At 67.9% G+C, this 26,998-nt stretch carries 27 protein-coding genes; 15 read left to right on the top strand and 12 right to left on the bottom strand.

Annotation, left to right across the window (positions count from 1 at the left end):
- Positions 1–1,071 (top strand): MBL fold metallo-hydrolase, encoded by a 1,071-nt coding sequence (locus tag BM133_RS05345; RefSeq protein WP_093432139.1) that lies wholly within the window; start codon positions 1–3, stop codon positions 1,069–1,071.
- On the opposite strand, the gene BM133_RS05340 is transcribed toward BM133_RS05345, so the two are convergent.
- The 6 genes from BM133_RS05340 to BM133_RS05315 are packed head-to-tail and all read right to left on the bottom strand — an operon-like array spanning position 1,068 to position 6,519.
- Positions 1,068–1,850: an SDR family oxidoreductase gene (locus BM133_RS05340; RefSeq protein WP_093432138.1), complete on the bottom strand. Its 783-nt coding sequence runs from the start codon at positions 1,848–1,850 to the stop codon at positions 1,068–1,070. The genes BM133_RS05345 and BM133_RS05340 overlap by 4 nt on opposite strands.
- Positions 1,847–2,440, bottom strand: a complete 594-nt coding sequence (locus BM133_RS05335) for a cysteine hydrolase family protein (RefSeq protein WP_093432136.1) — start codon at positions 2,438–2,440, stop codon at positions 1,847–1,849. Before BM133_RS05335 ends, BM133_RS05340 begins: the two co-directional genes overlap by 4 nt.
- Entirely contained in the window at positions 2,437–2,922 is a 486-nt protein-coding gene (locus tag BM133_RS05330; protein WP_093432135.1) for an aromatic-ring-hydroxylating dioxygenase subunit beta, read from the bottom strand. Before BM133_RS05330 ends, BM133_RS05335 begins: the two co-directional genes overlap by 4 nt.
- On the bottom strand, positions 2,919–4,235 hold the full coding sequence (locus BM133_RS05325) for an aromatic ring-hydroxylating dioxygenase subunit alpha (protein ID WP_093435065.1): 1,317 nt from the start codon (positions 4,233–4,235) through the stop codon (positions 2,919–2,921). The genes BM133_RS05330 and BM133_RS05325 overlap by 4 nt, the downstream gene beginning before the upstream one ends.
- Positions 4,236–4,294: 59 nt before the next feature.
- The gene (locus BM133_RS05320) at positions 4,295–5,260 is read right to left on the bottom strand and encodes a PDR/VanB family oxidoreductase (protein ID WP_177224730.1); all 966 of its coding nucleotides are present in this window, start codon (positions 5,258–5,260) and stop codon (positions 4,295–4,297) included.
- Positions 5,260–6,519, bottom strand: coding sequence for a dienelactone hydrolase family protein (locus BM133_RS05315; RefSeq protein WP_093432132.1), 1,260 nt, complete (start codon positions 6,517–6,519; stop codon positions 5,260–5,262). The genes BM133_RS05320 and BM133_RS05315 overlap by 1 nt, the downstream gene beginning before the upstream one ends.
- Before the next feature lie 185 nt (positions 6,520–6,704).
- Between BM133_RS05315 and BM133_RS05310 the strand changes: the two genes are divergently transcribed.
- Complete coding sequence (locus BM133_RS05310) at positions 6,705–7,898, top strand: ABC transporter substrate-binding protein (protein WP_093432131.1); 1,194 nt, start codon at positions 6,705–6,707, stop codon at positions 7,896–7,898.
- A gap of 7 nt (positions 7,899–7,905) precedes the next feature.
- On the opposite strand, the gene BM133_RS05305 is transcribed toward BM133_RS05310, so the two are convergent.
- Together BM133_RS05305 and BM133_RS05300 are read right to left on the bottom strand one after the other, a co-directional pair.
- A complete protein-coding gene (locus BM133_RS05305) occupies positions 7,906–8,907 on the bottom strand; it encodes an AraC family transcriptional regulator (protein ID WP_093432130.1) in 1,002 nt (333 codons plus the stop codon).
- 309 nt (positions 8,908–9,216) lie between these two features.
- Positions 9,217–10,230: a zinc-dependent alcohol dehydrogenase family protein gene (locus BM133_RS05300; protein ID WP_093432128.1), complete on the bottom strand. Its 1,014-nt coding sequence runs from the start codon at positions 10,228–10,230 to the stop codon at positions 9,217–9,219.
- Positions 10,231–10,344: 114 nt separating this feature from the next.
- Here BM133_RS05300 and BM133_RS05295 point away from each other — a divergent pair, with 114 nt between their 5' ends.
- The 4 genes from BM133_RS05295 to BM133_RS05280 all read left to right on the top strand — a co-directional run bounded on the left by BM133_RS05295 (position 10,345) and on the right by BM133_RS05280 (position 14,259).
- Positions 10,345–11,247 carry a LysR family transcriptional regulator gene (locus BM133_RS05295; protein WP_093432127.1) on the top strand — a complete coding sequence of 301 codons (903 nt, stop codon included), beginning with the start codon at positions 10,345–10,347 and terminating at the stop codon, positions 11,245–11,247.
- Between the two features lie 40 nt (positions 11,248–11,287).
- The gene (locus BM133_RS05290) at positions 11,288–12,163 is read left to right on the top strand and encodes an alpha/beta fold hydrolase (RefSeq protein WP_093432125.1); all 876 of its coding nucleotides are present in this window, start codon (positions 11,288–11,290) and stop codon (positions 12,161–12,163) included.
- A gap of 13 nt (positions 12,164–12,176) precedes the next feature.
- Positions 12,177–12,647, top strand: coding sequence for a group II truncated hemoglobin (locus BM133_RS05285; protein ID WP_093432124.1), 471 nt, complete (start codon positions 12,177–12,179; stop codon positions 12,645–12,647).
- Between the two features lie 82 nt (positions 12,648–12,729).
- A complete protein-coding gene (locus tag BM133_RS05280; protein WP_093432122.1) occupies positions 12,730–14,259 on the top strand; it encodes a ComEC/Rec2 family competence protein in 1,530 nt (509 codons plus the stop codon).
- Positions 14,260–14,273: 14 nt separating this feature from the next.
- Here BM133_RS05280 and BM133_RS05275 read toward each other — a convergent pair whose 3' ends face one another.
- Entirely contained in the window at positions 14,274–14,621 is a 348-nt protein-coding gene (locus tag BM133_RS05275; protein ID WP_093432121.1) for a GFA family protein, read from the bottom strand.
- Between the two features lie 81 nt (positions 14,622–14,702).
- Positions 14,703–15,980: a LysR family transcriptional regulator gene (locus tag BM133_RS05270; RefSeq protein WP_093432119.1), complete on the bottom strand. Its 1,278-nt coding sequence runs from the start codon at positions 15,978–15,980 to the stop codon at positions 14,703–14,705.
- A gap of 130 nt (positions 15,981–16,110) precedes the next feature.
- Here BM133_RS05270 and BM133_RS05265 point away from each other — a divergent pair, with 130 nt between their 5' ends.
- The 4 genes from BM133_RS05265 to BM133_RS05250 are packed head-to-tail and all read left to right on the top strand — an operon-like array spanning position 16,111 to position 19,568.
- On the top strand, positions 16,111–17,139 hold the full coding sequence (locus BM133_RS05265; protein WP_093432118.1) for an amidohydrolase family protein: 1,029 nt from the start codon (positions 16,111–16,113) through the stop codon (positions 17,137–17,139).
- A 2-nt stretch (positions 17,140–17,141) separates the two neighbouring features.
- The gene (gene ligK / locus BM133_RS05260; protein WP_093432116.1) at positions 17,142–17,837 is read left to right on the top strand and encodes a 4-carboxy-4-hydroxy-2-oxoadipate aldolase/oxaloacetate decarboxylase; all 696 of its coding nucleotides are present in this window, start codon (positions 17,142–17,144) and stop codon (positions 17,835–17,837) included.
- A 47-nt stretch (positions 17,838–17,884) separates the two neighbouring features.
- On the top strand, positions 17,885–18,874 hold the full coding sequence (locus BM133_RS05255) for a Bug family tripartite tricarboxylate transporter substrate binding protein (RefSeq protein WP_093432115.1): 990 nt from the start codon (positions 17,885–17,887) through the stop codon (positions 18,872–18,874).
- Between the two features lie 4 nt (positions 18,875–18,878).
- The gene (locus BM133_RS05250) at positions 18,879–19,568 is read left to right on the top strand and encodes a substrate-binding domain-containing protein (protein WP_177224729.1); all 690 of its coding nucleotides are present in this window, start codon (positions 18,879–18,881) and stop codon (positions 19,566–19,568) included.
- Between the two features lie 189 nt (positions 19,569–19,757).
- Here the strand turns inward: BM133_RS05250 and BM133_RS05245 are convergent, their stop codons facing one another.
- Positions 19,758–20,489 (bottom strand): maleate cis-trans isomerase family protein, encoded by a 732-nt coding sequence (locus BM133_RS05245; protein ID WP_093432112.1) that lies wholly within the window; start codon positions 20,487–20,489, stop codon positions 19,758–19,760.
- A 149-nt stretch (positions 20,490–20,638) separates the two neighbouring features.
- Here BM133_RS05245 and BM133_RS05240 point away from each other — a divergent pair, with 149 nt between their 5' ends.
- Positions 20,639–21,370, top strand: coding sequence for a GntR family transcriptional regulator (locus BM133_RS05240; RefSeq protein WP_093432110.1), 732 nt, complete (start codon positions 20,639–20,641; stop codon positions 21,368–21,370).
- Between the two features lie 21 nt (positions 21,371–21,391).
- On the opposite strand, the gene BM133_RS05235 is transcribed toward BM133_RS05240, so the two are convergent.
- Complete coding sequence (locus BM133_RS05235) at positions 21,392–22,813, bottom strand: amidase (protein ID WP_218158344.1); 1,422 nt, start codon at positions 22,811–22,813, stop codon at positions 21,392–21,394.
- Between the two features lie 214 nt (positions 22,814–23,027).
- Here BM133_RS05235 and BM133_RS05230 point away from each other — a divergent pair, with 214 nt between their 5' ends.
- The 4 genes from BM133_RS05230 to BM133_RS05215 are packed head-to-tail and all read left to right on the top strand — an operon-like array spanning position 23,028 to position 26,984.
- Entirely contained in the window at positions 23,028–24,170 is a 1,143-nt protein-coding gene (locus tag BM133_RS05230) for an ABC transporter ATP-binding protein (protein ID WP_093432109.1), read from the top strand.
- A 56-nt stretch (positions 24,171–24,226) separates the two neighbouring features.
- On the top strand, positions 24,227–25,270 hold the full coding sequence (locus tag BM133_RS05225; protein ID WP_093432107.1) for an ABC transporter substrate-binding protein: 1,044 nt from the start codon (positions 24,227–24,229) through the stop codon (positions 25,268–25,270).
- 24 nt (positions 25,271–25,294) lie between these two features.
- The gene (locus BM133_RS05220) at positions 25,295–26,161 is read left to right on the top strand and encodes an ABC transporter permease (protein ID WP_093432106.1); all 867 of its coding nucleotides are present in this window, start codon (positions 25,295–25,297) and stop codon (positions 26,159–26,161) included.
- A 7-nt stretch (positions 26,162–26,168) separates the two neighbouring features.
- Positions 26,169–26,984 carry an ABC transporter permease gene (locus BM133_RS05215; protein ID WP_093432104.1) on the top strand — a complete coding sequence of 272 codons (816 nt, stop codon included), beginning with the start codon at positions 26,169–26,171 and terminating at the stop codon, positions 26,982–26,984.
- Positions 26,985–26,998 lie beyond the last annotated feature (14 nt).

The raw sequence follows: 26,998 nt of genomic DNA, 5'->3' as shown, positions 1-26,998 counted from the left end.
ATGGATGGTTTGGAAGAGACAGCGGAAGCGGCCAAGGGCAAGCTCGTCTACCCCTTTGCGGAGCTCCCGCCACGCGGCAAGTCGATCGAGGTCGCCGCGGGCGTGCACTGGATCCGCATGCCGCTGCCCTACTCGCTGGACCACATCAACCTGTGGGCGCTCGACGACGGCGCAGGCTGGGCCGTCGTCGATACAGGCGTGCGCACCGAGGAAACGGCCGCCGTCTGGCGCGAACTCTTCGCCAATTCGCCGGACACGCGCGGCCTCACCCGCGTCTTCGTGACGCACATGCACCCCGACCACGTGGGCATGGCCGGCTGGCTCACGCGCAAGTTCGGCGTGCGGCTGTGGATGACCCGCTCCGAATACCTCATGTGCCGCGTGATGGTGTCCGACACCGGCCGCGAGGCGCCGGACGACGCCATCGCCTTCTACCGCCGCGCCGGCTGGAGCGATGCCGCCATCGAGACCTACCGCACGCGCTTCGGCAATTTCGGCAAGCACATCCATCCGCTGCCCGACAGCTTCCGGCGCCTGCGCGACGGCGAGGTGCTGCGCATCGGCGCGCACGACTGGCGTATCGTCACAGGCAACGGCCATTCGCCCGAACATGCGTGCCTGTACTGTCCCGATCTCAAGGTGCTGATCTCGGGCGACCAGATCCTGCCGCGCATCTCGTCCAATGTCTCGGTCTCGCCGGTCGAGCCCGACGCCGACCCGATGGCCGACTGGCTCGCATCGCTGGCCAAGCTCCGGCACGAGGTGCCCGACGACGTGCTCGTGCTGCCCTCGCACAACGAGTGCTTTCGCGGCCTGCATGCGCGCATCGACCGGCTCCAGCAGGGGCAGGACCGCGCACTCGACCGGTTGCGGAATGCCTTGAAGACGCCCAAGCGCGCGGTCGACGTGTTCGCGAGCCTCTTCGCGCGCAGCATCGCCGAGTCCGATGTGCAGCTGCTGGGCATGGCGACGGGAGAGAGCCTCGCGTGCCTGAACTACCTGCTGCACCGGGGCGAGGTCGCGTGCGATATCGCCGAAGACGGCATCGGCTGGTACCGCCTCGTCGGCTAGGCGCCGAACCAGTCCCGCGCCGATCGCCCCTGGTCCGGCCCCAGCATCGAGAAGCCGCCATCGACCGGAATGTCCGCGCCGGTCACGAAGCGCGCGGCATCCGAGCACAGGAACAGCACCACCTGCGCCACGTCGTCGCCATCGCCCGCGCGGCCCAGCGGATGCATCGGCGCTGCCATGCGGTCCGCGTGCGCGCGGTCACCGCCCGACATGCGGGACAACGCGTCCGACCACGTCCACCCGGGCGACACCGAGTTCACGCGCACGCGCCGGTGCGCCAGGCTCGCGGCCTGGTTGCGCGTGAGCTGCAGGATGGCCGCCTTGGCCGCCGGATAGAGCGCCCGCCCCGCCGTGCCGAACTTGCCGCCCACGCTGCCCATGTTCACGACCGCCCCGCCCTGCGCCGCCAGCGCGTCGGCGGTCTTGTGCACCAGCAGCGCGCCGGAGACCAGGTTGACGTCGAGCGCATGCAGCCATTCGCCGCGCGAAGCTTCCAGCCCGTTGTCGCCGTACACCACCGCGTTGTTGACGAGGAAGTCGATGCGCCCCTCGCTGGCGAGCGCATCGGCCACCAGCGCATCGAGCGCCGTGTCCGAGGCGATGTCGCACGCAATGAAGCGGCAGCGCGGACCCAGCTCGGCCGCCAGCGCCTCGCCGCGCGTGGCATCGATGTCCACTGCCAGCACTTGCGCACCGGCCTTCACGAAAGCACGGACGATGGCGGCGCCCAGCATCGCCGCCGCGCCGGTGACGATGGCGACTTTTCCTTCGAAGTTCATGGCGTGGCCTCCATCTGCATGATCGCATCGTCGACATTCATCACATCCGCGAGCATCGCCAGCGTCTCCAGGCTGGCCGCATGCAGGTGCGCTTGCGCGGTGCTGCAGGCATCGGCAACGACCGCCACCTCGTAGCCCAGGTCGCTCGCATGTCGCGCGCCATGCTCGACCACGTGGTTCGTCGCGATGCCCGCGACGAAGAGCCGCGATGCGCCAGTGCTGCGCACAACGTCTTCGAGCCCGCTGGCCCAGAACGGGTTGTTGCGCTTGTGGGTGACGATGGCTTCGCCCGGCAACGGCGCGAGCTCTTCGTAGAACTCCGCGCCCCACTCGCCGTCGAGCACCGCACCCGTTTCGGCGACACGCCGGAACAGCGCGCAGTTGTGGAGGCAATCGGCGTACCCGGGTGCGAAGGCGATGCGCACGAAGATCACCGGCACCCCGTTCGCACGCGCACCGGCGATCAGGCGCGCGGCCGAGGCGATGAGCCGCGGGCGCGCCGGGTCGTCGGCCGCCACGCCCACGCGCACCTTGCCATCGACATGCAGCACGTCGTTCTGGTAGTGCATGGCCAACAGCGCGGCCGTCACATGAACACCTGCAAGGCTTCGTGCGGCGCGTCGCAATTGACGAGCTCGACGCGCTTCATCCGGATGCGGAATCCGTCGCCCGCGCGCTGCAGGGTGTGCAGCACGCTGCCGCCGAAGGTGCGCTGCTCGGTCTTGCGCCATTCGAGGAGCAGGAATGCCGAGCGCACCACACAGCCTTCTTCATCGCGCGATTCGAGCGCGATGTTGCCCACCACATGCACCGTGCGCGTGGGCGGCTGCTGCGAATAGGCGCGCGCCTGCTCGAGCCGCCGCGCCCGCATCGAGCGCAGCAAGGCGTCCTCGCAGAACAGCGAGGCATGGTTGATAGGGTCCGTCTGCCCGTGCACCAGCGGCACCCAGTAGAGCCCCTCGGGCGTGAAGAGCCGCTGCCATTCGTCCCAGCGGTGCTCGTCCAGGAGGCGCGCCTCGTGGTGCAGGAACTGGGTGATCGCCTGCTGCTCGTGCCAGTCGTTGAAGTTCATTCGGCGCTCCCGGCCTGCGCGCCCATGTACGAGGCCCACGCCGCGAACATGTTGCGGGACGGCATCTCGCTGTTGCCGTTGGAAGCCCGTCCGCCCGGCAGCGGCTGGTCGCGCCCGGCCGCGCGGTGCATGCTGACCCAGTCGCCGCCGTCGGAGGCCAGCCCCTCCTGCACGCGGTTGTAGGCCTCCAGGTCGTCGGGCATCACGTTCGACGAGGGCGAGTTGACGATGTTGGTGTACTTCAGCGTGCGCTGGAAGGTCGCCTCCGGCGCGCCCTTCAGGCGGAAGCTGAAGATCTCCACCAGCGTGCGGTCCACCGACAGCGGCCGGATCACGCGGATCTGCTGGAACGAGGTGTGCGGCGAACAGCTCGGGTAGACGATGGTGTTGTGCCGGTTCACACGCAGGATCTCGTCGGCGCGCTCGGCGCCCTGGCTGGCTTGGAGCGCCGCCACGTAGGCCAGGCTCACCGGGTCGGTGGGCGGCACGAAGATGCCCTCCATGAAGCCGTGGCCGTTGTCGTAGCCCTTGAGCTCCAGGTTCTCCCAGAACTCCAGCGGCTCGCCGTTGCCGTCGACGATCACCACCTCGAAGGGCTTGGGCGTGCCCGCAGGCATGGCTTCGAACTCTTCCTTGGCCGCGCGCCACGACGACTCGTGCGTGGCCACCGCGTGGATCGTGTCGTGCAGGTTCTCGAAGAAGATCTTCCAGTTGTTGCGCTGGATCACGCGCTGCACGCCGCCGGCCACTTCCACCTCGCCCTCGGGTGCGCGGTCGCAGAAGTTGTCGAGCGACGTGGCCACGCCGCCGAGGAAGTCGATGAGCTCGGGCCCGTCTTCGGAAAGGCTCGCGAACACGAAGCCGCGATGGCTCGCCACGCGCGCCACCTTGCGCACCGAGTGCGACCCGCTCTTGAGGTCGAGCGCCGTGTCCTCGTAGCCGCTGCGCAGTGGCACCGACAAGAGGCTGCCGTCGCACTTGAAGGTCCAGCCGTGGTACAGGCAACGCAGGAATTTTCCGGCGCTGCCGCTGCCGTCGGGCACGATCCTGGCGCCCTTGTGCGGGCAGCGGTTGTACAGCACGTTCACCGCACCGTCGGTGTGGCGCACCATCACCACGGGTTCGCGGCCCAGGCGCGTGGTGAAGTAGTCGCCGACGTTCGGCACCTGGCTCTCGTGGCCCACGTACAGCCAGGCCTGGCCGAAGACGCGGTCCATCTCCAGCTCGAAGATGGCGGGGTCGGTGTAGACGCGCTTGTGCACGCGGTCGGGCTGCACGAGCGACTGGATGTCGATCGGGTTTGTCGCTGCCATAGGGATGATGGGGATGATGGGGATCACGGAATTCATCGGGTCGGTCTCCTGAAGCGTCATCAGATGTCGAGCACCAGGTGCGGCGTCTTGGCGCGCGACACGCAGGTGCACAGGGTCTTGCCGCCCGCCTTCTCGCGCGGGCTCAGGTTGTGGTCTCGGTGGTCGGGCACGCCCTCCACCACGTCGACGGCGCACACGCCGCAATCGCCCTGGCGGCAGTCGTACATCGGGTCGAGCCCGGCGGCGATCAGCACGTCCAGCAAGCTCTGGCCGGGCGGCACCGTCAGCGTCTTGCCCGAGCGCAGCGTGCGCACCTCGAAGGGCGCGTCACCGGTCTGCGCGATCGCGCCGGCGAAGAGTTCGAAGTGCACGTGGTCGTCGGGCCAGTCCTGCGCGCGGGCGGTGTCGACCACCGCCTGCACCATGCCGCGCGGGCCGCAGAGATGCACGTGACGGCCCGGCTGCGGATGGGCCAGCACCGCGCGCAGGTCCAGCCCTCGCGAAGGGTCGCCGCCGTCGTGAACGACCGTCGCGCCCAGTGCGCGCGCTTCGTGCAGGTACGCGGTGGACGCTTCGCTGCGCGTGGCATAGAAGAAATCGAAGGGCTTGCCTTGCGCCGCCAATGCCCTCGCCATGCACAGCAAGGGCGTGATGCCGATGCCGCCGGCGATCAGCAACGGTGCGGCATCGCCTTCACGCAAGGCGAAGTCGTTGCGCGGAGCGTGCGCCGTCAGGGCATCGCCGGGCGCCAGCGCATGCATCCACGCGGAGCCGCCCGCGCCCTGCGGTTCGCATTGCACGGCGATCTCGTAGGCGTCGTCGCCGGCCGCGTGCGGCCTCGCCAGCGAATAGGCGCGCAGCCCGGCGCTCCCGCCCGGCTGCACCACCTGCACGCCGAGATGCGCACCCGGCGCGAAAGGCGGCAGCGCGCCGCCCTCCGCGTTGCGCAACACGAAGGACCTGATGGCCGGCGTGAGTTGCAGCACCTGCGCCACCGCGAGCTGCAACAGGGTCGGCTCGCGCATCATCCCAGCGGCAAGGCCGAGTCGGCGATCGTGAGGCCGTTCGATTTCGACCAGCGCGGCATCAGCGTGTTCGAAGGCAAGGTCTCGTCCACCAGCTTGCGCGAGGTTTCCACGCCCGCCACGGGCAGCCCCTTGGCATCGAGCAGGCCGATCTGCACCAGCACGCTGGCCTGGTCCCAGTAGATGTGCTCGTGGTAGAGCTTGTCGCCGCGGAACTTCACGATGGCCACCAGCGGAATCTCCACCGGCTTTCCGGTCGGCGCGACACCCGGCAGCATCCAGTCGATCTCCACCGTGTGGGTGAAGCGAAAGAGCATCTCGTCCACGATCTGCGTTGCGCCCACGGTGCGCGAGATCGGCGTGAGCTGCGTGTCGGGCGGCGTGGTCGGAATGAAGTGGTGCTTGTAGAAGCGCGACAGCTCCCCGGCGCCCACCCCGCCGGTCATCGTCGGGATGTGGTTGACATAGGGCTCACTCACCATCGTGCCCATGGTGGCGACCACGTCGCGCGTTGCGAACTCGTATTCGCAGTGCTTGTCCCAGAGCGCCGAGAGGTCGTAGACCGGCCCGATGGCCGCCTTGAACAGCGCCATCGAGCGCTGGTGCGCCATCAGCGTGGAAGGCTTGTCGAAGTGGTCGCCGCCGGTGCGCGCGAAGGCGTGGTCCACGCCGGGGTAGACGTACATCTGCGCGTCCGGCTTGCCGGCAAAGGCCTGCAGCACCTGGGCGCGGGCCTCGGGTGGGCAGAACTGGTCGAGCTCGGCGAAATGCAGTGCGATCGGGCATTCGATCTTCGGCACCAGGTCGAGCGCGGATTCGATGCCGACGCCGTAGTAGCCCACCGCCGCATCCACGCCCGAATGCGCGGCCGCAAGGTATGCGAGCTTGCCGCCGAGGCAGTAGCCCAGCGCGCCCACCTTGCCGGTGCAGGCCGGGTGCGCACGCAGCGCCTTCACGCTGGCGGTGACATCCGAGATGCCGGCCTCGATGTCGAACTTCTGGAAGAAGCCGAATGCGCGTTGCCAGTCTTCCGGCGAATAGCCCAGGTCGACGTCGGGCTCCATGCGCCAGAAGAGATCGGGCGCCAGCACCACGTAGCCTTCCTCGGCATAGAGGTCGGCCACCTCGCGCACGTAGCCGTTGATGCCGAAGATCTCCTGGCACAGCACGATGCCGGGGCCGCTGCCCGAGGCCGGCAGTGCGAGGTAGCCGCGAAAGCTGCGGCCATCGCCGGCCGGGATGTCGATGTACTGACTCATCGTGGATGTCTCTCGAAGTGGTGGGGTTTTGGAGAATTCTGGGCAGCGCCCCTGCCGCTGTCTGTCCACTTCTTGCAAGCAACGTCGCTGCAAGAAACGGATAGCCCGCCGCCACGGCGGCACGCAGACTCCGACCCGCATTGCATCCACCCCACGCAACCGAATCCCTCCAGAGGAGATCTCCCATGTCGCAGGCAAGCATCAGAACGGCCTTGTTGGCCCTCACCGTCGTCACCGGCGCATCGTTATCGCTGTCACCGGCACAGGCCCAGCCCGTCAAGGTCGGCCTCGCGATGGACCTCTCGGGCCCCTTCGCCGTCGGCGGGGCCGAGTCCAAGGCCGGCTTCGCCGTGGCGATGAAGCAGCTCAACGGCAAGCTGGGCGGCGTGCCGGTCGAGTTCGTCGAGGCCGACACGGCCGGCAACCCCGACCTCGCCCGCCAGGTGGTGGAGCGCATGCTGCTGCGCGACAAGATCGACCTGTTCACCGGCCCCGTCGGCTCGTCCGTCGCGCTGGCCGTCGGCCCGCCGCTCTTCGCCGCCAAGGTGCCCTACCTGTCGAGCAACACCGGCCCGAGCGACTACTCGGGCGCCAAATGCAACCCCTACTTCTTCGGCGCGTCGTACCCGAACGATGCGTACCACGAGGCTGCGGGCAAGTTCGCCTCCGACAAGGGGTTCAAGAAAGTCGCGCTCATCGCACCCAGCTACCCCGGCGGCAAGGACGCGGTCAACGGCTTCAAGCGCAACTTCAAGGGCGGCGTGGGCGACGAGCTCTACACCAAGCTCGGCCAGCTCGACTACTCGGCCGAGCTCGCGCAGATCCGCGCGAGCAAGCCCGACGCGCTCTACTTCTTCTTGCCCGGCGCGATGGGCGTGAGCTTCATCAAGCAGTTCGTCGGCGCGGGGCTCTCGAAAGACGTGGCGCTGATCTCGACCGCCTTCTCGGCCGACGAGGACATGATCCCCGCCGTGGGCGAACCGATGCTGGGCCTGTTCAACACCGCGCATTGGTCCTACGACCTGGACAACCCCGCCAACCAGCGCTTCGTGGCCGAGTTCCGCCAGCAGAACAACGGGCGCAACCCGTCCTTCTATGCCGGCCAGGCCTACGACGTGCTGATGGCCATGGATGCGGCCGTGCGCGATGCCGGCGGCAAGGTGGCCGACAAGCCCGCGCTGCTCAAAGCCATCAAGGCGGCGAAGTACAAGTCGGTGCGCGGCGATTTCAGCTACGGCGCCAACAACTTCCCCATCCAGAACTACTACCTGCGCGTGATCGGCAAGGACGCCAGCGGCCGCATCACCAACAAGGTGATCGGCACCGTGCTGCAGAACTACCAGGACAGCTCGGCCGCCAAGTGCGCGATGAAGTCCTAGTGCAGCCTCAGTGTCTGGAGGTATCGCGCGGGAGCTGCCCGAAGCGCTCCCGGTAGCAGGCGGCGAAGCGGCTCAGGTGCGAGAAGCCGCAGTCCAAGGCGATCTGCGTCACGCTCGCGCCGTCGTGGCGCGCGAGCTGCGCATGCGCGGCATCCAGCCGCATGTTGCGCAGCACCTCCATCGGCGACAGGTCGCGGTGGCGGCGAAACAGCAGCGCGAGCGTGCGACGCGTCACGCCCGCGGCATCTGCCACCGCTTCGAGCGACAGGGCCGTGTCGAGCCGGCTGCGCATGAACTCCTCGGCGCGCCGCAACTGCCCGAGGCTGGCCGCCTCCGAGCCGAGGCGCTGCGCATCGTGCTGGCGCCGCACCGAGTTGGGCCGGTGGCACAGCAGGTAGAGCATGAGGTTGTCTTCGCAGTGGGCGAGCCAGCGCGGGTCGTACGAAGGACTGTCGCCCGCTGCAGGCAGCAACGACGCGAGGTTGGCCACCATGCGGCACCACTGCGTGCCGGCGGCGTCGTCCAGCCGCAGCGGCATGTCGAAATCGATCTCGCCTACCTCTTCGCCATGGCGCGCGGCGAAGGCGCGGCGCGCCACTTCCTGCAGGCGGCCCAGTTCGATCTTGAGCATCAGCTGCTCGCAGTCGGCATGCCAGCGCAGCCGCACCGGCTTGTGCGCGGACACCACCGCGCCCTGGCCCGGATGGATGTGCAACGTCTGGCCGCCCGAGCGGATTTCGGCGTGGCCGCGCAGCGGCATCTGCACCAGCACGAAGTTGCCGAGTGCATCGGGCTCGATGTCCACGTCGCAGCCATAGCGCAGGATGCACAGCGACAGTGCGCTCAGCTCGGCGCGGCAGAAGATCGCATCGACCTTGCCGCGGCCCCAGACGCTGCGGTGGTCTTTCAGTTCATTGGCGACCAGCGCGTGGGTCTCGTCCGCCTCGCGCGAGCGGAACACCTCGCGTCCGTACAAGGGAGAAAGCTGCTGGCTCGACCATGCGTCCACGGGCACTCCTGGGGGGTCAGGGGGTTGGAAACCATTGTTTGTCACCCGTACGCCGCCCCTGAGATTTCGAAACATAACGAAAGCGATGGATTCGCGCCGAGGGCAAGGCGCAAACCGCAGCGATACCTGTAGGTATCGCGAGGATTTGCAACGCCGCCATCGGGGCGAAGACGCGCTTTCGTGTTTCGAAATCTCAGGGGCGGCGTACCAGGGGCGTGCCCGCAATTTACTGCCGGGTCGCGCTTGCCGCCATGGGGCTTGCCCCGACGTGCAAGAAGCTTGCCCGGCCTTCGCCCCGGCGAGCGCCCGTCAGACCGTGAGCACGACCTTGCCGATGTGCCCGGCGCGCTCCAGGTACCGGTGGGCCTGCACCACATCGTCGAGCGCGAAGGCCCGGTCGATGCGCACCTGCAGCGTGCCGCTCTCGAGGCCCGCGTCGATGAAGGCCAGCGCACGGCCGAGCGCCCCCTCGTCGCGCGGCAATCCCATCGTGGCCGCACCGGTGTGCTCGAGCACCTTGTAGACGTGGAAGCGCCAGCTCCCGCGGAACTGCGCGATCGCCGGGTACTTGAATTCGGCGCCGCCGGAGAGGCCGTACAGCACGTACCAGCCACGGTGCGCCACCACGTCGCCCAGCCGCTCGACCTGCGCGCCGCCCACGCCGTCGTACACCAGGTCGACGCCGCGGCCCTCGGTGAGTTTCGACACGCGCTCGACCACGTCTTCATCGTCCGTCACGACCACATGCGTCGCACCCGCCTCGCGCAACGCATCGCGCTTGGCGGCCGTGCGCGTGACGGCGATGGCGACGATGCCCGCCGCGCGCGCCATCTGCAGCGCCGCGATGCCAGTGCCCGATGAAGCGCCGGTCACGAGCACCGTCTGCCCGCGCTGCAGCCGCGCCATCTCGAACATTGGGAAATAGCCCGTGAGGTAGGCCATGTACGCACCCGCGGCCTGCGCGGCCGACAGGTTGCCCGGGTAGCGCACCACGTGCGTCGCAGGCAGGAGGATGTTCTCGCCATAGGTGGGATACCGGCCTTGGCCGGCGCCCGGCAGCACCGCGACCCTGTCTCCGACCTTCAGCCCCTCGACGCCCCTACCCACCGCCTCGACGACGCCGGCCGCCTCGTTGCCCAACCCTGCCGGCAGCGTCGCCTCTTCGATGTACAGGTTCTCGCGCCACAGCGCATCGGCCCGGTTCAGGCCGATGGCCTCAACCGCGATGCGCACTTCGCCGGCGCCGGGTGCCGGTGTCTGGGCCTCCTCGAGTTGCAGGACTTCGGCACCGCCGAACGCGTGGAAGCGAACCATCTTGCCCATGAAAAATCTCCTTCTTGAATGACCGATGGCTTGAATCTAGAAGCCGCCGGACAATCAAGCAAATCGATTCGCGGGATATTGGCTATGCGCGCAATCGATAACGCCAGGACCCGGATGAAACCCATCGAACTCAACCGCATCGACCTGAACCTGCTCACGGTGCTCGCCGCGCTCATGCGCGAGCGCCACGTCAGCCGCGCCGCGGAGCGGCTGAACCTGGGCCAGCCCGCGGTGAGCCATGCGCTGGCGCGACTGCGCGAGCTCACCGGCGACCCGCTGCTGGTGCGCCAGGGCCGCGTCATGGAGCCGACCGAACGGGCGCTGGCGTTGATGCAGGGCCTGGGCCCCGCGCTCGCGCAGATCGAAGCCACGTTCCGCGCGCAGGCGGACTTCGAGCCGGCGCGCGCCGCACCGGTATTCCGCATCGGCCTGACCGACGACCTGCAGATCGCGATGCTGCCCCGGCTGCTGCGCGCCCTCAGCGCCGAGGTGCCCGGCGCCAAGCTGGTGACGCTGACCGTCTGCTACCGCAACGCCATGCGCTACCTGGAGCAGGGACGCGTCACCGCGGTGATGTCGTTCCTGAAGGAACTGCCCGCCGATGCAAAGGTGCGCAAGGTCCGCACGGCGCGCTTCGCCATGCTGCGTGCCGATGCCGTGCCTGGAAAGCTGTCGCTGGACGACTACTGCCGGCGACGCCATGTGCTCGTGACCTACGCGGGCGATTTGTGCGGCACCGTCGATGAAACGCTGGGCGAGTCGGGGCGCCAGCGCGATGTCGCCTTCTCGGTGCCGCAGTTCGGCAGCCTCCCCGCCGTGCTCGCCGGCACCGACCTGCTGGCCACGGTGCCCGAGCACGTGGCGCTGGCGCTGTCGGCGCAAGGCGGTCTTCGTTTCGAGGCCCTGCCCTTCGAAAGCCCGGACTACCAGATCCGCATGGCCTGGCGCGCGGTGACGGACAAGGACCTGGCAGAGACGTGGCTGCGCAAGGCCATGCTGCGCGCCTTCAACGATTAGGATGGCAACCCCCTTCCCTGGACGCCCTGGAGGACACCGCATGCCGAGCACCGAGACGAACTTCGAACTGGCCGCCAACGACGGCCATGCGGTGGAAGCCCACCGCTGGCAAGGCCCCGAACCACGGGCCATCGTGCAGCTGGCGCACGGCATGGGCGAACATTCGCGGCGCTATCGGCCGCTGGCCGATGCACTCACGCAAGCCGGCTGCGTGGTCTACGCGAACGAGCACCGCGGCCATGGCCAGGGCGCCTCGGCGCGCGGCGAGCTCGGCGAATTCGGTCCACGCGGATTCGCCGGCCTCGTGGACGACATGGCACTGCTGAGCCGCCACGCGCGCGCCGCGCACCCCGGCCTGCCGCTCATCCTCGTGGGCCACAGCATGGGCTCGTTCGCCACGCAGTACTACCTGGTGCGACACAGCGAGCTGTTGTCCGGCGCGGTGCTCTCAGGCACCGCGGCCCTCGACCTGCTCGGTGCCGCGCTGCAGAGCGGCTTTCGCCTGGAAGACATGAACGCCGCCCTGCCCGACGTGCGCACCCCGTTCGACTGGCTCAGCCGCGATGCGGCGCAGGTCGATGCGTACATCGCCGATCCACTGTGCGGGTTCACGGTCTCGGCCGAGGGCCTGGGTTCGATGTTCGCGAACCTCGACGAGCTGGCGCCCGCGGCCATGCAATCGCGCATCCGGCCCGAACTGCCGCTGTACCTCTTCATCGGCGACCTGGACCCGGTCAGCAACAAGGCCGAATGGTTCTACCCGCTGGTGCAGCGCTACCGCGACGCGGGCCTCTGCGATGTGTCGTGCCATGTGTTCGGCGGCGCGCGCCACGAGACGCTGAACGAGACCAACCGCGATGAAGTCGTGGCCGTGCTGCTAGCGTGGATTGCGCGGGTCGTGGGCACAAAAATCTGAGGGCTGCATCGCCATGACCGACACCAACGTTCCGACGCTCTACCAATGGCTTGGCGGCAGCGAGGCGCTGCTTCGCCTGACGACGCGTTTCTATGAACACGTCAAGGCCGATCCGCTGTTGGCCCCGGTCTTCGCACACATGGACGGCGAGCATCCGGCGCACGTTGCCGCGTTCCTCGCCGAAGTGCTGGGCGGCCCGACCGACTATTCGCAGAGCCATGGCGGCCATCCGCACATGATCCGCCAGCACCTGAACCGCCACCTGCAGCAGGAACAGCGCCGCCGCTGGGTCGCGTTGCTCTTGGAGACCGCCGACGAACTGGCGATGCCGGACGATCCCGAGTTCCGCTCGGCGCTGGTCGGCTATCTCGAATGGGGTTCGCGGCTCGCCGTCATCAACTCGCAGGCTGGCGCGACCGTGGACGCCGAGGCACCGATGCCCAGATGGGGATGGGGCGAGGTCAAGGGGCCCTACGCGGGATGAGAGCGGACTAAGCCGTTCGTCGGGTTGCCTGGCCTGTCGCGCAAGACTACATTGCGCGACACCAACAACCGAGGAGCGCGCCATGGGGACCAAGTACGTCATCAACGTGGACCTGGCAGACATCTGGGCCGCTCCCGATCGGAAGAAGCTGCTGCGCACCATCGCGTGGGGCGACGAGATCGCCGTCACGAAAATCACGTCGGCGGCGATCGAGGTGGAAGCCGTGGTGTACGTCGCGCAGCCCGAGGGCAGCGTGGTGACAGAGAAGACCACCGGGTACATCGTGCCGCGCAAGGGCATGAAGATCAAACCGGCGGACGTGGTGGTGAAGCCGGCGCAGAACGACGTGCTGCGCGTCAACTTCGTCGACGTGCAACAAGGCGACGGCGCAGTGATCGAATCGCCGGACGGCAAGGTGATCCTGGTGGACGGCGGTGACAACCAGATGTTCGCGCGCTATCTGGCGGGGCGCTTTCGCAACACGTCGGCCGCCAAGCCCAAGGACATCGACTGCATCCTGGTGACCCACGGCGATGCCGACCACTTCGCCGGGCTGGTGGAGATCTTCAAGTCCGAAGAACACTCCGAACCTCGCAAGCGCCTGTTCATGCGCCCGCATCGCGTGTTCCACAACGGCATCGTCAAGCGGCCGAGCAAGAAGAACAAGAAGACGGTGCCGGACCGCGAACTGCTGGGCGCTACCAGGGAGACAGCGGATGGCCTCTACATCACCGGGCTGGAAGACAACCTGCTCAAGGTCACCGATGCGCAGATGAACGAACCCTTCCTCGAATGGAAGACCGCGCTGGCGCAGTACAACAAGCGGCAGAAGATCGACTTTCGCCGCCTGCAGTTCGGCGACGACAAGGCATTCGAGTTCTTCAACGACGGCGCGCTGAACATCGAGGTGCTCGGGCCGAACACGGTCCAGGTCGCGGGCAAGCCCGCGCTCAAGTTTCTCGGCAAGCCACCCGAAGGGCCGCGCATCGGACACGAGTCGCTGGAGGACACCGACCTGCGGTCCAGCGGCGCTTCCGCCTCCCACACGATCAATGGCCACTCGGTGGTGTTCAAGCTCAACTACGGCGGCTTCAGCTATCTGTTCTGTGGCGATCTCAACGACGAGGCCAGCCGCTTTCTCGCACGCGAGAGCAACAAGGGCACGATCAACCTGCGCTCGGAGATCTTCAAGGTGCCGCACCACGGGTCGGCCGACTTCTCAGGCGCGTTCGTGCAGGCCGTCTCGCCCATCGTGAGCGTGGTGTCCAGCGGCGACGAGAGCGCGCGCAAGGAATATATCCATCCGCGCGCCACGCTCATGGGTGCGCTGGGCAAGTACTCGCGCGTGCCGGAGCCGCTGGTGCTGGTCACGGAGCTGGTGGCCTTCTTTACCTACGAGGGCGCGGTTCTCCCTGCGGACCCGCGCAAGGCCCAGAAGCGCGGCGCCTTCATCGGCTTCAGCCGCGCGGCCTTCGGCATGGTCAAGACCCGCACCAACGGCTCTCGCCTGCTGGTCTACACCGACAGCGCCAACGTCGAGCTCAAGGAAGCGTATGCCTACGAGCTGGACGAGTCAGGCCAACCGCAGCCGGCGCCGGTGATCCGCGTCTAGCCTTCAGGCACTGCTCACCGCGACCGGCCATCAAAGTGCGTGACCGGCACCGCCTCCAGGTCGATGCCTTCGATGCAGCGGATGTTGATGGCCGCCATCGGCTCGCCCTTCGGGCCGGTGGCCTCGCTGTAGGGCTGGATGCCGCAGGCCAGACAGAAGCGGTGCTTGATCACGTGCTTGTTGAACAGGTAGGTGCCCGCGTTCTCGTCGGGTGTGAGCAGGTGCATGGCGCTGCGCGGCACGAACCACAGCAGCGAACCCCGGCGCTGGCACATGGAGCAGTTGCAGGCCATGGCCGAGGCGATGTCGCCCTCCGCTTCGAACTTCACGCGGCCGCAGTGGCAGCTTCCTTCGTGCTTCATGTCGTGTCTCCAGCATAGGGGGACGACAAGAATGGCAGCCGGCCGCGCGCATGGCAAGCGCGAACTGCGTGGCTGTGCGGCTCAACGCGCTGGCACACGGAAATCTGGCGATCGCGCCACCACCGCCGCGATCTCCGCCATCAGCGCCCGCGCGCCCGGCGACGGGAACGCGCCCTGCCGCTGCGTCAACCCGATTTCGCGCCGCGTCTGGTCCAGCGGAAAGTCCAGCACGACCAGGCTGCCGTCGCGAATCTCGTAGCGCAGCTGATGCGGCGAAATCGCGGTCAGCATGTCGCTCTCCAGCAGCAGGCCGCGCAGCACGGCGAGGTCGCCCGTTTCCACCGCGGGAATCGGCGGTGCCTCGCGCGCCGACGAGAAGAACCGTTCGAGCAACTCGCGCGATGGCGTGCTTTGGCGCGAGAGCGCCCAGGTCGCCTGCCGCAACGCATCGAAGTCGATGCGCTTCGCATGTTCCAGCGGATGGCCGGCGCGTGCGATGACCGAGATGCGGTCCTCGAAGAGCGCCTCCTGCTGCAGGTCTTTCGCCTCGGCGGGGCTGCGCAGTGCGCCGAGGATGAAGTCGATGTCGCCGCTGCGCAGCGATGCGGCCAGCGCGTCGTACGGGCTCTCCACCGTTGCCACGTGCAGCCCCGGATGCCGCGCGAGCAGCGAGGCAATCGCGAGCGGCAGGATCTGCGTGCGGCCGAGCGGCAGCGCCCCGACGGTCACGCTTCCCTGCAGCGTGCCCTCGCTCGCGGCAATGTCCGGTCCGACGTGGCGCAGCTCCGCGAGCACGCGCTTGAAGTGAAAGGCCACGATCTCGCCGGCCAATGTAGGCACGAGGCCGCGCGCCTTGCGCTCGAGCAGCGCGGCGCCGAGCCCGCCCTCCAGGTCCTTCAGCGCGCTGCTGATGGCCGGCTGCGTGATGCCGAATTCGCGCGCGACCGCCGGCATGTTGCGCTTCTCGACCAAGCTCGCGATGACGGCGAGCCGCCGGCCGTTGAGGATCGAGGCGAAGAGCGATGGCACGTCGGCGGTCGCGCCGATGCCACCGCGCGCGACGAGCTGCGCGCGCGCATCCTCGAACTCGCGCTCGATGCGGCGCGCGCGCACCAGCACCAGTTCGCCGTATGAATTGAGCGCCATGCCGCGCGCGCGGCGATCGAACAGCGGCCGGCCCAGCACGCCTTCGAGCTCCGAGACGGAACGCGTGACACCCGAGGCGACGCGGTACAGGCGCTCGTCCGCGGCTCTGGCGATGCTGCCGGCGGCAGCCACAGCCGAGAACGCGCGCAGGTGGCGCAGGTTGATGGCCAGCGCGCTGCCGATCACTTTGTCTTGCTGGTTCGCCGGAGTCATTTCAATTCTTGGGGTAAACCCCATCGATAAGAAAGTCTGATGGTAGGGCAACCCGAACTCACCCCACGCGAAGGCACGCGCCACCACACTCGAATGCATCCGAACCAACAACCGATCGGGTTGCCAAAAGATGATCATCGACTGCCACGGCCACTACACCACCGCGCCCAAGGCGCTGGAGAACTGGCGCAACCAGCAGATCGCGGGATTGAAAGACCCCGCGCTCAAACCCCGCGTCGCCGACCTGAAGATCAGCGACGACGAGCTGCGCGAATCGATCGAGGGCAACCAGCTGCGCCTCATGAAGGAGCGCGGCAGCGACCTCACGATCTTCAGCCCGCGCGCAAGCTTCATGGCGCACCACATCGGCGACTTCGAGACCTCCTCGACCTGGGCGGCGATCTGCAACGAGCTGTGCTTTCGGGTGAGCGAACTGTTCCCCGATCACTTCATCGGCGCTGCGATGCTGCCGCAATCGCCCGGCGTGGACCCGCGCAGCTGCATCCCCGAGCTGGAGCGCTGCGTGCGCGAGTACGGTTTCGTTGCGATCAACCTCAACCCCGATCCGTCGGGCGGGCACTGGACCTCGCCGCCGCTGTCGGACCGCCAGTGGTATCCGCTCTACGAGAAGATGGTCGAGCACGACATCCCGGCGATGGTGCACGTCAGCACGAGCTGCAATGCGTGCTTTCACACCACGGGCGCGCACTACCTGAACGCGGACACCACGGCGTTCATGCAGTGCCTCACCTCCGACCTCTTCATCGACTTTCCGACGCTGCGCTTCGTGATTCCGCACGGCGGTGGCGCGGTGCCCTACCACTGGGGGCGCTTTCGCGGCCTGGCGCAAGAGATGAAGAAGCCGCTGCTGAAAGACCACCTGCTCAACAACATCTTCTTCGACACCTGCGTGTATCACCAGCCGGGCATCGACCTGCTCACCCGTGTGATTCCCGTGGACAACATCCTCTTCGCGAGCGAGATGATCGGCGCGGTGCGCGGCATCGATCCGGAGACCGGCTTCTTCTACGACGACACGCGCCGCTACATCGACCAGACCCCCATGCTGGACGCCGACGCGCGCCACAAGGTGTTCGAAGGCAACGCACGCCGCGTTTATCCGCGCCTCGACCGCGCACTCATTGCCAAAGGCCTCTGACCATGTCCAGCACCATCCAACAACTCGGCGTCGTCCATCGCAACATCGTGCGCGCCGACCCGGCCGCCGTCGAAAAGCTCTCCCGCTTCGGCGTCTCGACCGTGCACGAGGCGCTGGGCCGCCTGGGGCTGATGCAGCCGCGCATCCGTCCCATCCACCCCGATGCGCGCTTCTGCGGCACCGCCATCACCGTGCTGCTGCAGCCCGGCGACAACTGGATGCTGCATGTCGCGGCCGAGCAGATCCAGCCCGGCGACGTCGTCGTGGCCGCGTGCACCAGCGACAGCACCGACGGCTTCTTCGGCGACCTGCTGGCCACCTCGTTCAAGGCGCGCGGCTGCAAGGGCCTGGTGATCGACGGCGGCGTGCGCGACGTGCGCGACCTCAACGCGATGAACTTCCCCGTGTTCAGCCGCGCGATCCATTCGAAGGGCACCATCAAGGCAACGCTCGGTTCGGTCAACGTGCCGGTGGTGTGCGCGGGCGCGCTGGTGAACCCGGGCGACGTGATCGTCGCCGACATCGACGGCGTGGTGGTGGTGCCGGCATCGCGTGCACAGCAGGTGGCCGATGCGGCCGAGGCCCGCGAAGCCAACGAGACCGCCAAGCGCGAGCGCTTCGCCGCAGGCGAACTGGGCCTGGACATGTACGCGATGCGCGAGCCGCTGGCCAAGGCGGGCCTGCGCTATATCGATTGAGCGGCGCCCGCAGATCTGGGACGCCCCCTCCTCTTCCCCCTGAAACCATGAACACACGCTCCCTTCGCCGCCGACTGCTGACCCTGGCCCTGGCCACCCCTCTGGCGCTCGGCGCCTGGACTTCCGCAACCGCCGCCGACGCCTATCCCTCCAGGCCCGTGAAGATCCTCGTCGGCTACAGCGCCGGCGGCGCGGTCGATGCCATCGCGCGTTCCGTCGGCCAGCGCATGGCGGGCATCCTCGGCCAGCCGGTGGTCGTGGAGAACAAGCCGGGCGCCGGCACCAACATCGCGATCAAGTCGCTGACCTCGAGCGCGCCCGATGGCTACACGCTGCTGCTGGCGGCCAATGCGCTCGCGGTGAACCCGTCGATGTACCAGCCCGCGCCCTACGACCTGGACCACGACTTCACGCCCATCTCGATGGTCGGCCGCGTGCCCGTGGTGTTCGCGGTGCGCGAAGGCTCGCCGATCAAGACGCTGCCCGAGTTCGTGGCCGCCGCCAAGGCCAAGCCGGGCGGCGTGACGGTCGCGACCCCGGGCAACGGCGCCACGCCGCACCTGGCGATGGAACTGTTCCAGCACACCGCCGGCCTCAAGCTGAGCCACGTGCCCTACAAGGGCGGCGCGCAGGCGATCACCGACGTGCTCGGCGGCCACGTCGACGTGGTGGCGGTCAATGCGCTCGAAGTGCTGCCGCTCGTGAAGGGCGGCAAGCTGAAGGTGCTGGCGGTGATGAGCACCGAGCGTTCCGCCGTGCTGCCCGGCGTGCCGACGGTGGCCGAGTCGGGCTATCCGGGGTTCGAGGCCAGCGTCTGGTATGGCTTCGTGGCGCCGGCGGGACTGCCGAAGCCGGTGCTGGAGAAGCTGCACGATGCCGTGCAGAAGGCGATCGATTCGAAAGAGGTGCGCGAACAGCTCGCGGCGGCCGGTGGCGTGCCGCTGCCGGGGCCGACGGCGCAGTTCGAGACACTGCTCAAGAGCGACGCGGCGCGCTACGGCAAGCTGATTCGCGAAGCCAACATCAAGCCGGACTGATCCCATGGCGACGCCGCTTCGGGGAATCTGCTCGATGGCAACGCGCGGGTTGCTGGACGAACTCGCGGCCGCGCATGCGCAGCGCATCGGGGTGTCGGTTTCGTTCCTCGCGGTGGGCGGCGTCGATGCCGCGCGGCGCGTGTCCGATGGCGAGCATTTCGACGTGGTGGCCCTGGCCTCGGACGCGATCGACAAGCTCATCGCCGCGGGCAAGCTCGACGCGGCTGGCAAGGTCGATATCGTCCGGTCGGGCGTCGGTGTGGCGGTGCCCGCCGGTGCTCAGCGGCCCGACGTCTCCACCGGCGATGCGGTCCGCACCGCCGTGCGGGCGGCGGCCAGCATCGCCTATTCGACGGGCCCGAGCGGCGTCGCGTTGATCGCCTTGTTCGAGCGCTGGGGCATGGCCGATGAACTGCGCGACCGGCTGGTCCTGGCCCCGCCCGGCGTGCCGGTCGGGTCGCTGGTCGCGCGCGGCGATGCCGCGCTGGGGTTCCAGCAGATGAGCGAGCTGATCGGCGTCGAAGGCATCGAGTTGCTCGGCCCCCTGCCGCCGGAGATCCAGATCGTCACGACCTTCTCGGCGGCGCCGGCCATCGGCTCGGAGCAGCCGGATGCGGTGCGTGCCCTGCTCGACTTCATGGTCTCGGCGGGCAGCGTCGAATCGAAGCGCCGCCACGGCATGGAGCCGGCCTGAAGGCAGCGACGAGCCGGGTCGCCACTTCACGCGCACGCCCAGCGAACCGTTGATCGAGCGCTTCACCTTCGCATCGCCGCCCCGAGGACCGGAGCCGCCGAACATTGCGAACTCGTTCTGCGTCCAGCCCGCGTTGACATCCGTTCCGATGCGCGGCTGCGGGCAATCCGGGATGCCCCGGCGGCGGATTCAGGAAAGAAAGAGGCGACCCCAACCCGCCAACGGCCGGGTGTCCACACCCGCCAGGCGCAACGCCTTCCACACCACCGTGGCAACGGTGTCGTAGACGGGCACGCCGAACTCGGCCTCCAGCTCGGCCACGAGCGGCGCGCCGAAGAGATTGGTGCAGAAGATCGCCACGGCCTCGGGCCGGCCGTCCAGAGGCGAGGTCATCACGGCGCGCACCATGTCCCGGATCTCCTCTGCGCTCACCTCGGAGAAAGAAAAGTTGTCCTGCAGCCCGAGATGGCGTTCGGCCACCACCTGGATGCCCGACGCGGCGTAGTTGCGCACGATGGCCGCCTGCACGTCGGCGCGGTAAGGCGACACCAGGCCCAGGCGCCGCACGCCGGTGGCCTTCAGCGCCTCGTTGAGCGCGAGCACCGAAGTGCACGCCAGCGCACCCGTTTCACGCGCGATGGCGGCGCACAGCCGCTCGTCGGCCTCGAAGCCCAGCCAGCCCGCCGAGGTGCCGTTCCACCCGATCACCTGGCAGCGGGCATGCGACAGCAGTTCGGCGGCGGCGAGGATCTCGCGGTCGTCGAACTGCGAGAGCGCCCCGCTGGACAACGCGATCTCCGTGACGCGAAAGCGGCCGTAGTGCGCGCTGACGTTGGGCAGCCCCGCCAGCATCGCGCTGGTCACCGGCTCCAGCGCGGTATTGGACGAGGGCGTCAGCATTCCGATCAGCGTGCGCGACATGGTTCTTCTCCGTTGGGGATGGCAGGCCTGCAAGCCAGAATCGTGCCGAATCTCTAACGATTGGATACGATCCAACTTCTAAATTGTATCCACCCCTTTCGGGCGGGCCGAACTTTTGCTTGCATGATGGCGAGAACTGTTGTCAGCCAATGAACAAATCCAAATCCACCACCTCCAAGACCACGTTGCCCGCAACGCGCAGCGTCGCGAGCCAGGCCGATATCCACCAGAGCGTCTACAACGCCATCGTGGAACACCGGCTCCTGCCCGGCACCAAGCTCTCGGAGGAACGCGTGGCCGAACTCTTCGCGGTGAGCCGCACGCAGGTACGCGGGGCGCTGCAAAGGCTGGCCGTGGAGCAGCTGGTCACGCTCATTCCCAACCGGGGCGCTTTCGTGACCATGCCCAGCGCCGACGAGGCGCGTGACGTGCTCGGCGTGCGCCGCACGCTGGAGCCGGCGGTGGTGGCGCGGCTGATCGAGCGCATCGAAGCCGGCAAGGCGCCGACCGCCGTCAAGCAGTTGCGCGCACTGGTCAAGCGCGAACAGCAGGCGCATGCGCGCGACGACCGTCGGCAGGCCGTGCGCCTTTCGGGCGATTTCCATGTGCTGCTCGCCGAGCTGTCGGGCAGCAGCATCCTCTCGCGGCTGATGCGCGAGCTCACGCCGCTCACCTGCCTGGCGATCCTCACCTTCGAGGCGCCGACGGCCGTCGCCTGCCCGAACGACGAGCACGCGCTGCTGATCGACGCCATCGAGGCACGCGACCCGAAGACCGCGGCGCAGCTCATGGTCGAGCATCTGAGGCACATCGAGAACGCGCTCAAGCTCGATGCGCAGGCGGTGCAGGAAGTCGATCTGGCGGACGTGCTGTTCGGCTGAACGCACGCGCCTTCAGGTACCTCAGTCCATCAGCGGAGACGCAGGCCCGACGCCCAGGATCTGTTCGGCGTGCCACGCCAGTTGCAGCACGCGCGCATCGGCGAAGCGCGGCCCCGAGATCTGCAAGCCGACCGGCAGGCCCTGGCGGCCAGTGCCGCAGGGCAATGACAGCGCGGGCACACCGCCGTAGTTGAAGAGCGGCGTGAAGGCCGCATGGCCGCGCGGCCCCGCGGGCAGGCCACCGATTTCCGAAGGGCCCAGGCTGCCGAGCGGCCAGGCTTCGACCGGACTCGTGGGGCAGAGCAAGGCGTCGAAGCGCGAGAAGAATCGCGTGAAGCTGGCGTGGAAGTCTTCGCGCAGCTTCAGCAGTTCCGTCACCCGTGTGCCGGAGATCGCGAAGCCCAGTTCGATCTGCGCGCCGATGTCCGGATCGAGGCGCTCCGGCGTCCGGCGCCACACGGCGCCAAAGCGCTGCGCCAGGCCCGCCTGCTGCAGCGCGATGAGCGGGTACTCGTTCGCCTCGGCGGGCCATGCGGGATCGGCGCGTTCGATCTGCCAGCCCGCGCGCTGCAGGCGGTCGATGGCCACTTCCATCGTGGCGAGCACGTCGGCATCGATTGCCAGCCCGCAACCGAGCTGAGGCGACCACGCAAGGCGCAGCGGCCCCAGCGGTTCGCGCAACGATGCCATCGCATCGGGCACCGAGAAGGTCGGCGACGACAAGGTGTCTGCCGGCTCCCACGCCGTGAGCGCGTCCAGCATGAAGGCCACGTCCTCGACGTTGCGCCCGATCTGCCCGATGACGGACAGCAGGTGGTTGGGGTCGTCGAAACCCCACGGATTGGGCACGCGGCCCAGCGTGGGCTTCATGCCCACCAGCCCCGCATGCGCCGCGGGCCGGCGCACCGATCCGCCGGCGTCGGTGGCCAGCGCGATCGGGCCGAGCCCTGCCGCCACAGCCGCCACCGCGCCGCCCGAAGAGCCGCCGGGCGTGCGCTGCAGGTCCCACGGATTGCGCGTTTCGCCGTGCAACGGCGTGGCCGTGATGCCCTTGCAGGCGAACTCGGAGCAGTTGGTGACGGCCAGCGGCACCGCGCCCAGCGCGCACAGCCGCTCCACGCACCACGAGTCGCGCGGCGCCACGAAATCGGCGAACACCCGGGAGCCGAATGTCGCGGGGCGACCGCCGAGCCAGAGGTTGTCCTTGACGGTGAACGGCACGCCCGCGAGCGGGAGCTGCTCGCCGGCGGCGATGCGCGCATCAACCGACTGCGCCGCGGCCAATGTCAGCCCCGGTTCGAAATCCGCAAAGGCGTTGAGCAAGGGGTCGAGCCGCTCCGCCCGCTCGATGAAGGTCCTGGCGACCTCCGTCGCGGACAGCTTCTTGTCCCTGACGTCCCGGGCGATGCGCAATGCGCTCTGGCGGTGCAGGTCTTCATGCATGTTCGACGCTCTCTTTTCAGTTTTTGGATGCACCATAACATTTAGTTTGTATCCAATCTGGTGCGACATTCATCGTGGATTGGCGAATGCCGACCGATCGCACGTGGGCATGCAAGTCCGGTTCCAGCAGGAGATTTCACTGCAATACCGCGGGAACATCCGGCCTCGCCAGATTGGATACAAAGTTGGCACAGTGATTGCGTAAGGCAAGCGTATGGACTCGAACGCCGGACAAAGCCTCACCCTCGATGACATCGTGCACCGCTACGGTGGATCGCTCGCGGTCGACCACGTGACGCTCGAGGTCGCCGCCGGCGAGCTGGTGGCGCTGCTGGGCCCCAGCGGCTGCGGCAAGACCACCCTGCTGCGGATCATCGCGGGCTTCATTGCGCAGACCTCGGGCAAGGTCGTGGTCGGCGGCCGCCGCATCGACGAACTGCCGCCGGCGCGGCGCAACGTGGGCATCGTGTTCCAGAACTACGCGCTGTTCCCGCACATGACCGTGGCCGAGAACGTGGGCTACGGCCTGGCCGCACGCGGCACCGACCGCAATGCGGCTGCAAGGCGCACGACCGAGATGCTCGACATGGTGCAGCTCGGCCACCTGGCAGGACGGCTCACGCGCCAGCTCTCGGGCGGCCAGCAGCAGCGCGTGGCGCTGGCGCGCGCACTGGCCATCGAGCCGCGCGTGCTGCTGCTCGACGAGCCCTTCTCCGCGCTCGACAAGAGCCTGCGGCTGGACATGCAGATCGAGATCAAGCGCATCCAGCGCGCCGCCGGAACCACCGCCATCATCGTCACCCACGACCAGGAAGAAGCGCTGGGCATGGCCGACCGCGTGGCCGTGCTGAGCCAGGGGCGGCTGGAGCAGTTCGCGCCGCCCTCGCAGGTGTACGACACGCCGGCCAGCTACTTCGTCAACCAGTTCGTGGGCACGGCCAATGTGCTGCCGGGCACGCTGGAAGCCTCCGCCGCCGAGGGCGCGACGGTGCGCCTGGACAACGGCACGCTGCTGAGCACGCGCCCGGTCGGCGCTTCCACTTCCACTTCCACTTCCACTTCCACTTCCACTTCCACTTCCGCTTCGGCCAGCCCTTCTGCCGGCAGCAAGGTGATGGCCTGCGTGCGCCCCGAAAACATGCGGCTGTGCGACGAGGTCGCTGGCGCGCTGGAAGGCGTCGTCGAACTTGGCATGCCGCTGGGCGCGACCATCGTCCATGAGATCCGCACCGCCGGTGGGCTGCGGCTGAAGCTCTCCGAACCGCGCGCGCCGGGCACCGGCCCGCGCGAGACCGGCGCCCGCGTCTGGATCCGCCCCGTCTCGCCCGCCAGCGTGATGGTGTTCGCCGCCCCCTGAATCCGCCTTCGCGTCTTCTTCATCCCGCTCTTGTCCTTCACCTCACAAGGAACGCCATGCAACTCACCCGTCGTCACCTGCTCGGCAGCGCGCTCACCCTGAGCGCCATGGAGCTCTTCCCCGGCATCAGCCATGCGCAGGCGCGCAAGCTGGTGTTCGCCACCTTCACCGGCAGCTGGGAGGAAGCCCACCGCGACGTGCTGGTGCCCGCCTTCAAGAAGGCCAGCGGCCAGGACATGCTGCTCGACGCGATGCTGTCGGTCGACCAGATCGCCAAGGTCTCGGCAGCGCGCACCAACCCGCCGATCGACGTGATGCTGCACGACCCGGGTCCGGCCCTGGTCGCCATCGGCCAGGACCTGGTCGAGCCCTTCCCGGTTGCAGCGAGCAAGAACTACAAGGACCTGATTCCCGAAGCCCAGGACCCGATGGGCCCCTCGATGTTCTTCCAGGTCGTGGGCATCACCTACAACCCCGAGACGGTGAAGACACCGCCGACCTCGTGGGCCGACTTGTGGAAGCCCGAGTACAAGGGCCGCGTCGGCATCACCAACCTCAATTCGACGCTGGGCACCGGCTTCCTGGTCGAAGTGGCGCGCATGCACGGCGGCAACGAAGGCAACGTCGAGGAAGGCTTCAAGGCCATCGAGAAGCTCAAGCCCAACCTCGCGGCCGTGGCGGCCAACCCGGGCGCGCTCGCGGCGCTGTTCCAGCAGGGGCAGGTGGACATCAGCCCCGGCAACTTCAACGCCATTCAGATCCTGAAGGCGCGTGGCGTGCCGGTCGAGTTCGTCGCCCCGAAGGAAGGCGCCATCGCCTTCAAGACCAGCATTCACATCGTGAAGAACTCGCCCAACAAGGCGCTCGCGGCGCAGTTGATCGACGTGGCGCTGTCGCCCGAGGTGCAGGGCAAGCTGATGCGCAGCCCCTACCTGGTCGTTCCGACCAACGGCAAGGTCAAGATGGAAGGCGAGATCGCCAAGGTGCTGGCCAAGGACACGGCCGAGATGAAGAAGAAGTTCGTGTTCCAGGACTGGAAGAAGATCAACGAGCACCGCTCGGCCTGGATCGATCGCTTCAACCGCGAGATCAAGCTCTGATCCGCCGCTGAATCACGCCGCACGATGAACACCGCCGCCATCAAGGGCCCGCCCGCCACGGGCTACAGCCTGGCCTTCGCCTCGCCGCTCGCGGCGTTCTTCGTGCTCTTCTTCCTGGCGCCGCTGCTGCTGCTCGTCGTCATCAGCTTCTACGCCACGCCCGATCTCAAGTCGTTCGGCCTGGACCAGTACATCAAGATCGCCACCGACGGCTTCACGCTGCCCGTGCTGGCCGACACGCTCTGGCTGGGCGTGCAGACCACGCTGCTGTGCCTGGTGCTGGGCTATGCGCTGGCATGGAGCTACGTGCGCAGCCCGCGCACGATGCAGAAGGTGCTGATGCTGATCATCGTCATGCCGCTGCTCACCAGCGTGGTGGTGCGCACCTTCGCATGGGTGGTGATCCTCGGGCGGCAGGGCATCGTGAATTCGATGCTGATGGAAATGGGCTGGATCCCGGGGCCGCTCAAGCTGCTCTACACGCGCGGCGGGCTGATCGTGGCGCTGGCCAACGTGCAGCTTCCGCTGATGGCGCTGCCGCTCATCACCGCGCTGCAAAAGCTCGACCCGAACCTGGAAGACGCCTCGTCGGCGCTCGGCGCGAGCGCGCTGCGCACCTTCGTTCGCATCACCCTGCCCCTCACGCTGCCCGGAATTCTTGCGGGGTGCCTGCTGACCTTCGCGGCCAGCATCACGGCCTTCATCTCGCAGTCGCTCATCGGCGGCGGCCAGATGCTCTTCATGCCCATGTACATCTACCAGCAGGCATCGTCGCTGCAGAACTGGCCGTTTGCAGCCGCCATCTCGCTCGTGTTCCTCGTCGCCGTGATGGCGTGCGTGACCCTTCTCAACGCGCTCGGCCGGCTGAGCCGCGGCCACATCGCGGACTGACAGCCTCATGAGCGCAGGCCGCCGCCACGAACCCGCCACCATCGCGCTGACCGCCGTGCTCGGCGCCATCGCGACCATTGCAACGCTGCTGCTGCTCGCGCCCACGGTCGTGGTGATCGTGCTGTCGTTCACCAATGGCTTCTCGCTCAAGTTTCCGCCGCCGGGCTATTCGCTGCGCTGGTACGAATCGCTGCCCGACGCCTTTCAGCTGCAGTACGCGGTGATCAACAGCCTGAAGGTCGCATCGGCCTCGACGCTGCTGGCGGTCGTGCTGGGCGTGGCGGCCGCCATGGCCATCGCGCGCTCCGAGAAAACGATGGCGCGCGTGCTCGACTCGTTCTTCATGTCGCCGCTGATCCTGCCCGCCCTCGCTTTCGGCCTGGCCTCGCTGATCTACTTTTCGCGCATCGGCATCGAGCTCTCGCTGTGGACGCTGGTCATCGGCCACACGGTGGTGGGCGTGCCCTATGTGATCCGCACCACGGTGGCGGCGCTGTCGCAACTGCCGCCCGCGCTGCTCGAGAGCTCCGCAAGCCTGGGCGCGAGCCGCGCCTACACCTTTCGCCGCGTGACCCTGCCGCTCATTGCGCCGGGCATTGCGGCGGGTGCGTTCATCAGCTTCATGTCGTCGTTCGACAACGTGCCGGTGTCGCTCTTCCTGCGCGACGCATCGACCGACATGCTGCCGATCCGCATGTGGCAAGACCTCGAAGGCCGCCTCGACGTGAGCATTGCCGCCGTGTCCAGCCTCATGGTGCTGGCGACGCTGGTGCTCATGATCGTGATGGAGCGGCTCACGGGCATCAGCAAGCGCATGCGCTGAACTCCTCTCTCATT

Origin of the sequence: Variovorax sp. 770b2 (genome assembly GCF_900115685.1) — a bacterium.
Classification (GTDB): domain Bacteria; phylum Pseudomonadota; class Gammaproteobacteria; order Burkholderiales; family Burkholderiaceae_C; genus Variovorax.
Note: the sequence above shows the minus strand (reverse complement) of the source record. Positions and strands in the feature narration are given on the sequence as shown.